This window comes from Pseudomonas sp. SWRI18, assembly GCF_014268345.1.
GTDB classification, from domain to species: Bacteria; Pseudomonadota; Gammaproteobacteria; order Pseudomonadales; family Pseudomonadaceae; genus Aquipseudomonas; species Aquipseudomonas cedrina.
This window is the reverse complement of sequence record NZ_JACCQQ010000007.1, coordinates 67,948-80,286: the sequence shown is the minus strand read 5'-3', so window position 1 is coordinate 80,286 and position 12,339 is coordinate 67,948. Positions and strand designations below refer to the sequence as shown.

The 12,339-nt window shown below is 59.8% G+C and carries 11 protein-coding genes; 3 read left to right on the top strand and 8 right to left on the bottom strand.

The window, feature by feature from the left end:
* Window positions 1–41: 41 nt before the first annotated feature.
* The 4 genes from pgsA to H0Z09_RS10335 all read right to left on the bottom strand — a co-directional run bounded on the left by pgsA (window position 42) and on the right by H0Z09_RS10335 (window position 3,618).
* On the bottom strand, window positions 42–602 hold the full coding sequence (gene pgsA, locus H0Z09_RS10350; protein WP_034119069.1) for a CDP-diacylglycerol--glycerol-3-phosphate 3-phosphatidyltransferase: 561 nt from the start codon (window positions 600–602) through the stop codon (window positions 42–44).
* A 32-nt stretch (window positions 603–634) separates the two neighbouring features.
* Entirely contained in the window at window positions 635–2,458 is a 1,824-nt protein-coding gene (gene uvrC / locus H0Z09_RS10345) for an excinuclease ABC subunit UvrC (protein ID WP_186690228.1), read from the bottom strand.
* A 1-nt stretch (window position 2,459) separates the two neighbouring features.
* Window positions 2,460–3,101 carry a UvrY/SirA/GacA family response regulator transcription factor gene (gene uvrY / locus H0Z09_RS10340; protein ID WP_186690226.1) on the bottom strand — a complete coding sequence of 214 codons (642 nt, stop codon included), beginning with the start codon at window positions 3,099–3,101 and terminating at the stop codon, window positions 2,460–2,462.
* A 151-nt stretch (window positions 3,102–3,252) separates the two neighbouring features.
* On the bottom strand, window positions 3,253–3,618 hold the full coding sequence (locus H0Z09_RS10335; protein WP_186690224.1) for a helix-turn-helix transcriptional regulator: 366 nt from the start codon (window positions 3,616–3,618) through the stop codon (window positions 3,253–3,255).
* 82 nt (window positions 3,619–3,700) lie between these two features.
* On the opposite strand from H0Z09_RS10335, the gene H0Z09_RS10330 reads away from it, so the two are divergent.
* Window positions 3,701–3,940, top strand: a complete 240-nt coding sequence (locus H0Z09_RS10330) for a DNA-binding protein (protein WP_186690222.1) — start codon at window positions 3,701–3,703, stop codon at window positions 3,938–3,940.
* A 34-nt stretch (window positions 3,941–3,974) separates the two neighbouring features.
* On the opposite strand, the gene H0Z09_RS10325 is transcribed toward H0Z09_RS10330, so the two are convergent.
* Complete coding sequence (locus H0Z09_RS10325; protein WP_186690220.1) at window positions 3,975–4,406, bottom strand: GNAT family N-acetyltransferase; 432 nt, start codon at window positions 4,404–4,406, stop codon at window positions 3,975–3,977.
* On the bottom strand, window positions 4,407–5,156 hold the full coding sequence (locus tag H0Z09_RS10320; protein WP_186690218.1) for a carbon-nitrogen hydrolase family protein: 750 nt from the start codon (window positions 5,154–5,156) through the stop codon (window positions 4,407–4,409).
* A gap of 609 nt (window positions 5,157–5,765) precedes the next feature.
* Between H0Z09_RS10320 and H0Z09_RS10315 the strand changes: the two genes are divergently transcribed.
* Both H0Z09_RS10315 and dkgB read left to right on the top strand, forming a co-directional pair.
* A complete protein-coding gene (locus tag H0Z09_RS10315; RefSeq protein WP_186690216.1) occupies window positions 5,766–6,848 on the top strand; it encodes a 3-deoxy-7-phosphoheptulonate synthase in 1,083 nt (360 codons plus the stop codon).
* Between the two features lie 249 nt (window positions 6,849–7,097).
* Window positions 7,098–7,916: a 2,5-didehydrogluconate reductase DkgB gene (gene dkgB / locus H0Z09_RS10310; RefSeq protein ID WP_186690214.1), complete on the top strand. Its 819-nt coding sequence runs from the start codon at window positions 7,098–7,100 to the stop codon at window positions 7,914–7,916.
* On the opposite strand, the gene H0Z09_RS10305 is transcribed toward dkgB, so the two are convergent.
* Window positions 7,913–8,347, bottom strand: coding sequence for a chemotaxis protein CheY (locus H0Z09_RS10305; RefSeq protein WP_186690212.1), 435 nt, complete (start codon window positions 8,345–8,347; stop codon window positions 7,913–7,915). The genes dkgB and H0Z09_RS10305 overlap by 4 nt on opposite strands.
* A gap of 373 nt (window positions 8,348–8,720) precedes the next feature.
* Window positions 8,721–12,338: a transporter substrate-binding domain-containing protein gene (locus tag H0Z09_RS10300; RefSeq protein WP_186690210.1), complete on the bottom strand. Its 3,618-nt coding sequence runs from the start codon at window positions 12,336–12,338 to the stop codon at window positions 8,721–8,723.
* Window position 12,339 lies beyond the last annotated feature (1 nt).

Genomic DNA, 12,339 nt, shown 5'->3' with positions numbered 1-12,339 from the left:
AGAATTATCAGAACCCGTCAACACCTTGATTCAAAAAAGTTTTATTTCTTTTCGACCGTAGTGCGCAGGTGGGGCCAGGCGGCGCGCAGATATTGCAGCATGGACCACAGGGTCAGGCCCGCGGCGATCAGCAGCAAGGCGTAACCGGTGAGTACCCAGAACGAGAAGTCCGATGGGTTGGCCAGCAAGATGACCAGTGCGAGCATTTGCGCGGCGGTTTTCCATTTGCCCATGTTCGACACGGCGACATGGGCGCGGGCGCCGATTTCGGCCATCCACTCGCGCAGCGCCGAGACGACGATCTCGCGGCCGATGATCACCGCGGCCGGCAGGGTCAGCCACAGGTTGCCGTGTTCCTGCACCAGCAGCACCAGGGCGACCGCGACCATAAGCTTGTCGGCCACCGGGTCCAGGAATGCACCGAATGGCGTGCTCTGTTCCAGGCGGCGCGCCAGGTAGCCGTCGAGCCAGTCGGTGGCGGCCGCGAAGGCGAACACGGAACTGGAGGCCACGTAGCTCCATTCGTACGGCAAATAGAACAACAGAATGAAAATGGGAATAAGCAGAACGCGTAGAACGGTGATCAGATTAGGGATATTCATCGGCACAACTGGCTACGAGGTGGAAAGGCATTCTATTCGCTATGCAGATTCGCATAAATCAACTCAGCGAGCTTTTTACTGATACCGGGTGCTTTGGCTATTTCGTCAATGCTGGCACGGGAGAGCTCTTGCAAGCCACCAAAATGTTTGAGCAAATCGCGACGTCGCGTCGGGCCAACCCCCGCCACCCCTTCCAGGGTTGAGGTTCGCCGGGTCTTGCCACGTCGGGCGCGGTGGCCGGTGATGGCGAAACGGTGGGCTTCATCGCGGATCTGTTGGATCAGATGCAGCGCTGGCGAGTCGCCCTTCAAGGTGAACTCATGGGCGGCATCATTCAAGTACAACGTCTCGAAACCGGCCTTGCGCGTGGTGCCCTTGGCCACGCCGAGCAGGATCAGGTCGGGCACGGCCAGTTCGTTGAGCACGTCGCGGGCCATGGACAGCTGGCCTTTGCCGCCGTCCACCAGCAGGATATCCGGCAGTTTGCCCTCGCCGTCCTTCAACTTGCTGAAGCGGCGCGTCAGCGCCTGGTGCATGGCGGCGTAGTCATCGCCGGCAGTGATGCCTTCGATATTGTAGCGCCGATAATCGGACTTGATCGGACCTTCAGGCCCGAACACCACGCAGGATGCCACCGTGGCTTCGCCGCTGGAGTGGCTGATGTCGTAGCACTCAAGACGTTGCGGCGGCTCGTCCAGGTTGAGGACTTGGGCCAGGGCGTCGAAGCGTGCGGCGACGTGCTGTCGATTGGCCAGGCGCGCGCTCAGGGCCTGTTCGGCATTGGTCACGGCCATTTGCTGCCAGCGTGCACGGGTACCGCGTACGCGGTGGCTGATGTCCAGCTCGCGGCCGCGAAGTTCGTGGATCGCCTCGATCAGCGTGGGGAAGTCTTCATGCACCACGTTGACGATCAACTCCGATGGCAGGTCGCGTTCAGGGCTGCTGACGTAATACTGCCCGAGGAAGGCCGACATAACTTCGGCCACCTCCTCGTCGATGCCCGTCTGCGGGAAGAAGTTCTTGCTGCCCAACACCCGTCCGCCACGCACGCTGATCAAGTGCACACAGGCACCGCCCGGGTTGACGAAGGCGGCGATCACGTCCACGTCACCGGTGCCGCCTTCCATGCTCTGCTGATCCTGCACGCGGCGCAGCAGGGAAATCTGGTCGCGCAGTTCGGCGGCCTTTTCGAAATCCAGGCTACCAGCGGCTTGTTCCATGGCGCTGGAGAGCTCATCGGTAAGCGCATTGCTGCGGCCTTCGAGGAACATCAACGAATGGCGTACATCCTCGGCGTACTCGGCCGGTTCAACCAGGCCGACACAGGGCGCCTTGCAGCGTTTGATCTGGTACTGCAGGCACGGACGGGTGCGGTTCTTGTAGAAGCTGTCTTCGCACTGGCGCACAAAAAAGGTTTTTTGCAGCAGGCTCAGGCTTTCGCGGACCGCCCCGGCGCTGGGATAGGGCCCGAAATACTTGCCCTTTTGCTTCTTCGCGCCCCGGTGAATGCTCAGGCGCGGGAAGTGGCCATCGGACAAAAACACGTAGGGGTAGGATTTGTCATCGCGCAGCAGGATGTTGTAGGGCGGCCGCCATTCCTTGATCAGCGTCTGCTCAAGCAGCAGCGCTTCGGTTTCGTTGGCGGTGATGGTGGTTTCAACCTGGGCGATACGCGCCACCAGCGCAGCGGTCTTGGGCGCGAGACCGCTCTTGCGAAAATAGCTCGCCAGGCGATTTTTCAGGTTCTTGGCCTTGCCGACATAAAGCAGGCGCGCCTCGCTGTCGAACATGCGGTACACGCCGGGGCGGCCACTGCAGGTAGAGAGAAAGGCACTTGGATCAAACGGTGTGGTCATGTCAGGCGCTGGCGTCCACCATGCCGTGGCGCACCGCGAGCAGGGTCAATTCAACATCACTGCTGATGGCGAGCTTCTCGAAAATGCGATAACGGTAGGTGTTGACGGTCTTGGGCGACAGGCACAGCTTGTCGGAGATCGTCTGCACCTTCTGGCAACCGACGATCATCAAGGCGATCTGGATTTCCCGCTCCGACAGCGCATCAAACGGCGAATCACTGACGGGCTGGAAGGATTTAATGGCCAATTGCTGGGCGATCTGCGGGCTGATGTAACGTTGGCCGGCAAACACCAGGCGAATGGCCTGGACCATTTCGGCCAAACCTGCGCCCTTGGTCAGGTAACCGGCCGCGCCGGCCTGCAACAAGCGCGTCGGGAACGGGTCTTCTTCGCAGACGGTTACCACCACCACTTTGATGTCCGGATGACTGCGCAACAATTTGGTCGTGGCACCAAGACCGCCGATACCGGGCATCTTGACATCCATCAGCACCACATCGGGTTTCAACTCCCGGGCCTTGATCAGGGACTCTTCCCCGGACTCAGCCTGGCCGACTACTTGCAGGCCATCGATGTCAGCCAGCATTCGTGTAATGCCTGTACGAACGAGATCATGGTCATCGACTACTAGCCCCCTAATCAAGCAGACACCTCGCGATATGGTCTTATAGGTTGCTGAACACCTTAGCAAAAAACCAAGGCGCAGACCTAGCTGCAAGCGTCATATATATAGTGTTTGAACACCCAGCAACCGCGCGCCAGGCGGCAGACGGCTCTATTTGCTGGGCGAAAGGTCAGGAATTCTGGGGCCTGAGCTTGTTTTTTCCATTCTGCGCGGCTGAATGCTCGGCCAGGGTTGACGTCAATCGACGGATTGCAGCCTGGTCTTCCTTGAACATGGCGCGGTAATCGCCCAGAACCTTCTCTTCGATCTGACTGAGGTTTTCCAACTGAATCGGTGTCGCATAGCCCGTCAACACGTACAACACATCTACGCCTCTTTCAGCGACTCGTGACAAGTAGTCCGCCTTGGGGGCTCGCTCTCCACTTTCGTATTTGCCTTGTGCGTTTGCCTCAACGCCTCCTATTTCGCCAAAAACTTTTTGCGACAGGCCAAGTCGCTCTCTTTCTTGCCTCAAACGCGAACCGATTCCACTCATTTGGATGTATGATCCTATCTGGCACACCCCAAGAGGTGACACACTCACTTCTCAGTTAAACAAACTTGAACGGTTTTGAACTATGCCCGGAATCCGTACCGCTGTACAAGCCAAGGCTTGGCTGGAACATCAAGGAAAGTCAGTGCAAGCGTTCGCCCGTGAGCACGGCGTAGATCCGGCCACCACCTATCAAGTGCTCGCTGGGCGTAAAAAGGGACGGCGTGGGGAAGCCCATAAGGTAGCGGTCCTGCTGGGCATGAAAGAAGGGATCATCCTTGCTGAGGCTGATGGCCAGAGCAACGATCAGGAAATCGTCTCCTGAGTCCAGTATGCACTTATTGCTAAACGTTGCATGTTTAGCTTGAACCGCAAACACGCTCCATACGCCAGAAACAGTCTTCTTCACCGACGATACTGAGCCCCCTGCGCTGATAGAGCCTGCGCGCGGGGTTGGTCTTGAATACCGTCAAACGCAACAGGCCCAACGCCTGCGCCTTGAGCGCCATCTGCTCCAATACCCAACTGCCCGCACCGCGCCCACGAAACGCCTCGAGCAAGTGCAACTCGCGAATATAGAGCGCCCGGCTGTCGCGGCTGAGGCTGACAAACCCCATCACGGCGTCGCCGTCGCAGATCAGCCAGTTCTCCCGGCCAGCCCAGGCGACGTCGAAGCCAGCGCTGGACCACACCAAATCGTATTGCCGGTAGTAGCGACTCATCGACTCGAAGGTCAGGGTTCGTGCAAATGGGAGGTCCTGGTCGGTGGCCGCGCGCAAGTGAAACGTCATTTAGACAACCACTACCTGGCCAGCCCACACGCCGTCATCGCGATGAGCAATCACCAATGCATCACCTACCCCAGGCGCAGCGGCGAGCAAGTTGCCATCAGCGGCCCAGATAGCGCTACGCCCCGCGCAAACATAGCCACCGGATGGGCCACCATGGTTGGCCATCAACACCAGCAGGCCGTGCTCGGCTGCATAGCCCTGGAGCAGCGCGCTGTCCGTTGGGTAGCCGCCTTCGCTGATCAGCGCGCCGACGGCATAGACAGTGGCGCCCGCCTTTACCGCCAGGCGCGGATGGCTGGCGTGGGAAAAATCCGCGCACACGGCCAATGCAATGGTGTCACCGGCCCACTCAAGAGGCGCGCCGCCCTGCCCCGGGACAAACGCAACCTCTTCGCCTGGATGTAGATGTTGCTTGGTGTAGACCGCCAGGGAGCCATCCGCCCCCAGTACCAATGCGCCAATCGACACGCCGGCCTCGGGTGCCTGGCGGATCGGCATGCCTACCACCGCCGTCAGCCCCAGCTCCCTGACCGTTTCACGCAGGGGGGCCAGGACAGGGTCATCCGGCGCAATCGCCAAACCGGCAGCCAATGACGGCTCATACCCCGTCAGCGACAGCTCCGGGAACACCAGCAATTGCACACCGTGCTCGGCTGCCGCCTGCATAAAAATCAGATGCCGCTCAATATTGGCGGGCAAGTCGCCCGCGATGGAGATGGATTGAGCAGCAGCAAGGGTCAAAGTCGTCATGGTCGCGTCCAAGCAATCATCATCAAGGGTTGCAAGCATATCTCGCCCCATAGCGCTGAGTACCCGTGTGCAATAGAAATTAATGATTGAGTCCGCCCGCATGCCTCTAGTAAGCTCCCCCCATCTTTCGGAGACATGCCATGTTGCAACTCACCCACACTCAGGTTTGCCCTGCTGCCAGCGCCCCGCGCTCGGTATCGGCTAGCCGCGTGAACGGTTCGAGCGCAGCTGCCAGCTTTTATTTTGGGTATTGGTTTAGCCACTGGCGCGCCTGATACCTGAAATCGGCGCCCACTGTTCAAGGGGTCGCCTGCCAGAGAAATCTAACCCCCGGTCGGCTCCCCGACCCGGGGGTTTTGTTTTTTAAGGCCCTCATCTTTTTGCAAGACCACTTAAAGGACATACGACATGAATTACGCCACCTATTACCGCTACGACATGTGCACCGCATGGCGATTTAGCCAGCTCCGCTCGGGACAGCCTGCCGCCTCCGATCGGTCACCTATTGGTGGCAAGCCAACACACGTAGCCAACCCGGCCAATTGTCGAACACCCCAGTAGGGCCAGGCGCGCGGGACCGAACCGCCGCTTGCCCAGGAAGCCTTGAATATGAACTCCGCCACCGCCGCTCTGCCGATCCGCACCCTGACCAGCGCCAATGAAGCCCTGACCCAGCGCCTGCCCAGTGCCCTTGAGCTCAAGCATCAGTTGCCCCTCAGCCCGTTCCTCAACGAACAAGTCCATGCCCATCGCCAAGCCGTGCGTGCCATCCTCAATGGCGAAGATTCGCGTTTGCTGGTGATCGTCGGACCGTGCTCGATCCACGACCCGGAATCGGCCATGGAATACGCGCGCAACCTGAAGAAGCTCGCGCTTGAAGTCAGCGACCAGATGCTCCTGGTGATCCGTGCCTATGTCGAAAAACCGCGCACCACCATCGGCTGGAAAGGCCTGGCCTACGACCCGCGACTGGATGGCAGCGACGACATGGCTGCCGGCCTCACCCTGTCCCGTGAGCTGATGCGCGAAATGCTGCGCCTGGGCCTGCCGGTCGCCACTGAGCTGCTGCAACCCATGGCCGCCGGCTACTTCGATGACTTGCTCAGCTGGGTTGCGATTGGTGCGCGCACTACCGAATCGCAAATCCACCGCGAAATGGCCAGCGGCCTGGGCGTGCCCGTGGGCTTCAAGAACGGCACCGATGGCGGCGTGGCCATTGCCTGTGACGCGATGCGTTCGGCCGCCCACCCGCATCGCCACTTCGGCGTCGACAGCCAGGGCCACCCGGCGATCATCCAGACCCCGGGCAACCCGGACACCCATCTGGTGCTGCGCGGCGGTCACCGTGGGCCGAACTATGACGCGCAACAGGTGGCGCAGGTCAGGCACGACCTGGCCAAGTCCAAGGTAGCAGCGCGCATCATGGTTGATTGCAGCCATGCCAACAGTGGCAAAGACCCGCTGCGTCAACCGGCGGTTTTCAACGAGGTATTGGAGCAACGGCTACAGGGTGACGTGGCGCTGATAGGCATGATGCTCGAAAGTCATCTGTTCGAAGGCTGCCAACCGTTGAGCGCATCCATGAAGTACGGCGTGTCGGTGACCGATGGTTGCCTGGGTTGGAACGCCACCGAACAAGTGTTGCGCAGTGCGGCCGAGCGCTTGCGGGAACAGCACAAACCAACTGACTGATGAAGATCAAAATGTGGGAGCGGGCTTGCTCGCGAAAGCGGTGTATCAGTGACGGATGTACTGGCTGACCCACCGCTTTCGCGAGCCAGCCCGCTCCCACATTTGAACGGTGTGCGATTCAGTACAAAACTTCTGCACCCGAAGATTCGTGACCTGCGGTAAAGAGTCCTTTTCGGATTCGACGGTTTTTCCGAAGGAACGACGGGCGGATACTCGACTCCATTGCTCACACCCCTTCAGGAGTTACTGATGTCTATCCCAACGCAAAACGTTCCGGCCTTCGGCCTTGGCACCTTCCGCCTGCAAGGCCAGGTGGTGATCGATTCCGTCAGCACCGGCCTGGAACTGGGCTATCGCGCCATCGATACCGCGCAGATCTACGAGAACGAAGCCGAGGTGGGCCAAGCGATTGCAGACAGCGGCATCCCGCGCGATGAGCTATTTATCACCAGCAAGATCTGGATCGCCCATTTCGCCGAAGGCCAGTTGATTCCCAGCCTGCGCGAAAGCTTGCGCAAACTGAAAACCGACTATCTGGACCTGACCTTGATCCACTGGCCATCGCCGGAAGGCCAGGTGCCTGTCGCCGAATTCATGGGCCAACTGCTGGAAGCCAAGCGCCTGGGCCTGACCCGCCAGATCGGCATTTCCAATTTCACCGTCGACCTGATGAAGCAAGCGATCACTGCCGTTGGGGCCGAGAACATCGCCACCAACCAGATCGAACTGCACCCCTACCTGCAAAATCGCACGGTAGTGGAGTTCGCCACCGCCAACGGTATCCAGATCACTTCCTACATGACATTGGCCTACGGCGAGGTGCTCAAAGACCCGGTAATCCAGCAGATCGCCGCGGGCCATCAGGCGACCCCGGCACAAGTGGCCCTGGCGTGGGCCATGCAGCTAGGTTATGCGGTCATCCCGTCGTCGACTAAACGCGCCAACCTGGAAAGCAACCTCAAGGCGCTGCAACTGACCTTGAGCGCTGCCGACATGCAGCAGCTTGCCGAGCTGGATCGCGGCCATCGCCTGACCAGTCCAAAGGGTATCGCACCGAAGTGGGATTAAACCCCTGGCATGGGCGTGCGTGATAATTCCCGCAGCCAAGGCAGCACCCGCAGGCCGGTAGTGGCTGCGGGTGGGTCGATGATGTCCATGAAGTGTTCAAGGTTGACGTTGTCCGGCACGCCGGGCAGGCGCACCCGAACCCCCGGCATTGCGTCGGCGTGCGTGTCAGGATTCGGGCTCAGTTCCCGGTGGTCGTAGATCAGCACATGATGCGCCTGGGGCTGCGGCCCGCAGGTGTGAACCGCAAGCGCCGCATTAATGATCAGCACGTCAAAAGGCTGTGCCGGGATGGCGGTGAGCAGTTGCACCTCTTCGAAGGTTTGCACCGGAACGATCCGGTAGTACCCCAGCTGGTTGAGCATTTTTTCGATGTGCAGACGTTGCAGGTGCTGTTCATCGGCAATCAGGATGGTCAGTGCTTTGTTTGGCATGGCGAATCCCTGGGCAGGCATTACTCGTCGGTGAGCGCGGCCCATTTTCCAGACATACCCCGAAGACAAAATCAGGCTTGTTCCCGATCCATGTAGGAGTTCTCCCAAATCCGCTGAATGGCTACCCACATGGGCATAGGTATCTACACAACTTTGGCTCGCAGCTGAAACCCAGTGAACAGGGGCTTCTGTGGCGAGCGGGCTTGCCCCGCGTTGGGCTGCGAAGCAGCCCCAATGAAGACGAACGCGGAGTATCAGACTGTCCTCTGCGCCTGGTTTTGGGGCTGCTGCGCAGCCCAACGCGGGGCAAGCCCGCTCGCCACAGGGAAATTCGCCAGCCTTTGAAAGTTGTGTAGATACCCATGCACATAGGTCAAGCCAGCTTGCTGTACTGGCTCAGGCTATGGCGCAAATCGTCGATCGCTGTGCATAGCGCCTCAACCGCAACCGCCACTGCATCGCGGTCAGCGTTTTCACACACGCTTTCCAAGGCTTCGCAGCAGTTCATCAGCGCCTGGGCCTTGACCATGCGAGCCCCGCCTTTAACGCGATGAGCCAAGTCATGCAACGTGGCGAAATCCGCGTGTTGTCGCAGCGCCAGCAGCCGCGAGCGATCCTCTGCGAGACTACTGAGCAGAGGCATCAACAGCTCGTTGAGGGCGCTCGTGTCGCCGCCTGTCAACGAGGTCAGCGTGCTTAAATCACACACCGGTTCGCGCTCATCCCTTACGATTGCTGAGGTGCGCGATGCCAACGCCGCGCGCAAATCATCAAGCCCGGTCGGCTTGAACAGACAACCGTCCATGCCCGCCTGCCGGCAGCGCTCGGTCTCCTCCGGCTGGGCGTTGGCGGTGAACCCCAAGATCAGGCACGGTGCCAGGCCACGCTGGCGCTCCTGGGCTCGGATATTACGTGCCAATGTGTAGCCATCCATGACCGGCATGTTACTGTCGGTGATCACGCCATCAAATTTCCCATCCAGCCACAGTGCATAGCCCTCAGCGCCATCTTCAGCAGTAACGATGTGGTGCTCCAGGAAGCCCAGCTGTCGAGAAAGCAGCAAGCGGTTTGCCGGGTAGTCATCCACCACCAGCAGGTTCAATGCCTGCGTCGTCGGGACAGGTTCGCCGGCTAAGGACGCCGATGCTGCTGGCGTAGTCAACGCCAGCGCCAAGGTCACGTCCACCCGCGTCCCCTTGCCCAGCACACTGCTCAAGTGCAGACGACCCCCCATCATTTCGCACAGGTTGCGGCTGATCACCAATCCGAGGCCGGACCCAGTGCGCGCCGACTGGTCGTTATTGCTGCCCTGGATAAAAGGGTTGAACAAACGCTGCTGGTCTTCGGCACTGATGCCAACCCCCGTGTCCTCCACATACAGCTGCAGGTTCAAATGATCGTCGGCCATGGCCGGCCGGCACTGGGCACCCAAGCGCACCTGGCCGCTCGCGGTAAACTTGATGGCATTGCCCAGCAAATTGGAAACCACTTGCTTGAAGCGCAAAGGGTCTATGAGCACCTGTCGGTCAGTCGTCGGGGCGAGCTCGACTTGCAATTGCAAACCCTTGTCCCGCGCCAACCCCTCAAACACGCGCGCTACGGAGGCCAACAATTCGTGAAGGTTGGCCGGCGCCAGGGTCAAGGACAAGTGGCCGGATTCTATCCGTGCGATGTCCAGAATATCGCCAATCAGCTCCAACAGGCTTCGGGACGCCATCGAGGCCACCTCCAGCGCGTCCTGATCAACCCGGCCCTGCTCGGCGTTTTTCTGGGCCAGTTCGATCATGCCAATCACCGCATTCATGGGCGTGCGGATTTCATGGCTCATCGTGGCCAGGAACGTGGTCTTGGCACGGTTGGCGGCGTCGGCCTCCTCCTTGGCCTCCTGTAGCTGGCCCAGCAGGCGCTGGCGTTCGCTGACATCCACCCAGCCGGCAATCATGCCCACGACTTTTCCGTGACTGTCGCGGTGTGGCAGCATCCATTGGTAGATGGTCAACACACCACCGCCGGGAACCTTGAGTACCCGATCCCGGATCTGCGGCTCGCCCAGCTCCATCACATTCAAGTAATCAGCATGGTACGACTGCGCCTGGGGCGGGTTGCCGGTGTCGGTTTGGACCACCGTCTTGCCAATCACGTCCTCCAGCTTGAAACCAAACACGTCAAGGTAAGCGTTGTTGCAAGCCATTAACCTGCCCTGGCGATCACGCACGTAAATCGGGTGCGGCGTGCCGTCGATCAGCTCGCTCATAAACCGCATCTGGTCGCTCAAGGCGCGTTCTGCCTGCGCGCGCCTGCGAATCAGGTTGCGCAGGTAAAGCACCCAGCCCAGGGTAATCAGCAGCAGCAACGCGGCCAGGCCAAATCCCTGGATGATCACGCTGCGATGACTGATCCAGTAGCTGTCTTCGATAATTATCTCACTGCGCCAACGGTTGGTCAGTTCGTCCATTTCTTCAGGCGTGATACTTAACAGCGCCTTTTCGAGGATCGAATACAGCTCCAGCTGGCTGCGGTTGACGCCAAAAGCAATCCGCGCCGGTTCCGTACCGACCGTGCTGGTGATACGCAAGCGATCTCTGAAATGGCGCGCAATCATGTAGCGTGCACTGATCAGCGAAATAACGGTTGCATCGGCACCGCCCTTGGCGACCAGATCCAGGGCCTGCTCCGGGTTCTCGACGTTAAAACAGTCAATGCCTGGATAGTCCCGGGCAATTTGCGCGGCGAGGCTGTTGCCGCCGATAAATGCCAGGCGTTTGCCGGGCATGTCCTCCAGTGTCACCAGGCTTTCGTCACCGGCGCGCGCCACCAGCACATAGGGATTGGACAGGTAGGGCCGAGTAAAACGCAGCTTTTCAGAGCGTTCAACGCTGGGCGTGATCACTGCCAGTATGTCCACTGCTCCGTTGCTGACTTCGTCAATCTGCCGAGGCAACGAACTGCCTTGCAGCACTTCGAATTTCAAGCCCGTGCGCAGGCTGACCCGCGACAGGACCTCCTCGCTCAACCCCACGAACTGCCCCTGCTCGTTGAAAAATGACAGGGGCACGAACTTGTCGAGCGCCGCCACTTTCACCAGGGGATGTTTCTCCAGCCAGCGCCGCTCATTCTCACTCAGACGCAACCGGTCGGCGGCCAGGAAACCGCTGTCGCCGGCACTCCAGCGGCGCAGGATCTCCATCTGCTGGCCGGCCGGGATAACGGCCAGCGCGGCATTGATGATCTTCAGCAGGCGAATATTGTCCTCGGTGAAGGCAAACCCGAACGGGTTGACTTCCAGCGCGGAAAAGTCTGCCATGCGGACATTATTGAGATGATTCTTGTTGATCAGGTAGCGGGCACTGATGGCATCACCCAGATACACATCGGCTTGGCCGAACGCCACGGAGCCAATGGCCTGGTGGGTCGAGCCATATAGCAGCAGTTGCGCCTTCGGATAAAAGGCCTGGACCGCATCCGGCTGCATATAGTGATAGAGCATCGCAACCCGCTTGCCGGCCAGGTCGGCGCTCAATGAATGGCTATCACCCGCGCGGGTCACCAACACCGGTTGATCGTTGGCATAGGAGCGCGACAGTACCAGGTCCTTATCGGCCGCCTCATAGCCATTGGCCGAGCCGACCAGATCTACCTCGCCCCGCTTGAGTGCTTCGATCACTTCATCGCGGGTGTCGTAGCGTCGAACCTCGATAGGGATGTTTAAGATAAGGCTGATCAGCCACGCATAGTCAGCGGTGATCCCTTCAAAATCGTTGTCGTTGCTCAGGTCGAAAGGCGCGTAGTCCGGCGCCGACACGCCCATCAGCAATACGCGTCGCTCGCGCAGCCAGCGCCAGTCACTTTCATCAAGCTCCAGGCGCGGGTTTTCAAGGGTGGAGTGGCCGAAGAGCCGCAGGGGATGTGGCTCATCCAGGGCCATCGCTGCACCGGACAGCAGCCCCGTCAGCAGGATGACCGTGGATATCAACAGCCGCATGGTGTTCATT

What these genes read in the sequence shown, in the direction of transcription:
- pgsA (WP_034119069.1), bottom strand. Translation starts at nt 602, where the DNA reads ATGAATATCCCTAATCTGATCACCGTTCTACGCGTTCTGCTTATTCCC.
- uvrC (WP_186690228.1), bottom strand. Translation starts at nt 2,458, where the DNA reads ATGACCACACCGTTTGATCCAAGTGCCTTTCTCTCTACCTGCAGTGGC.
- H0Z09_RS10335 (WP_186690224.1), bottom strand. Translation starts at nt 3,618, where the DNA reads ATGAGTGGAATCGGTTCGCGTTTGAGGCAAGAAAGAGAGCGACTTGGC.
- H0Z09_RS10330 (WP_186690222.1), top strand. Translation starts at nt 3,701, where the DNA reads ATGCCCGGAATCCGTACCGCTGTACAAGCCAAGGCTTGGCTGGAACAT.
- H0Z09_RS10325 (WP_186690220.1), bottom strand. Translation starts at nt 4,406, where the DNA reads ATGACGTTTCACTTGCGCGCGGCCACCGACCAGGACCTCCCATTTGCA.
- H0Z09_RS10320 (WP_186690218.1), bottom strand. Translation starts at nt 5,156, where the DNA reads ATGACGACTTTGACCCTTGCTGCTGCTCAATCCATCTCCATCGCGGGC.
- H0Z09_RS10315 (WP_186690216.1), top strand. Translation starts at nt 5,766, where the DNA reads ATGAACTCCGCCACCGCCGCTCTGCCGATCCGCACCCTGACCAGCGCC.
- dkgB (WP_186690214.1), top strand. Translation starts at nt 7,098, where the DNA reads ATGTCTATCCCAACGCAAAACGTTCCGGCCTTCGGCCTTGGCACCTTC.
- H0Z09_RS10305 (WP_186690212.1), bottom strand. Translation starts at nt 8,347, where the DNA reads ATGCCAAACAAAGCACTGACCATCCTGATTGCCGATGAACAGCACCTG.
- H0Z09_RS10300 (WP_186690210.1), bottom strand. Translation starts at nt 12,338, where the DNA reads ATGAACACCATGCGGCTGTTGATATCCACGGTCATCCTGCTGACGGGG.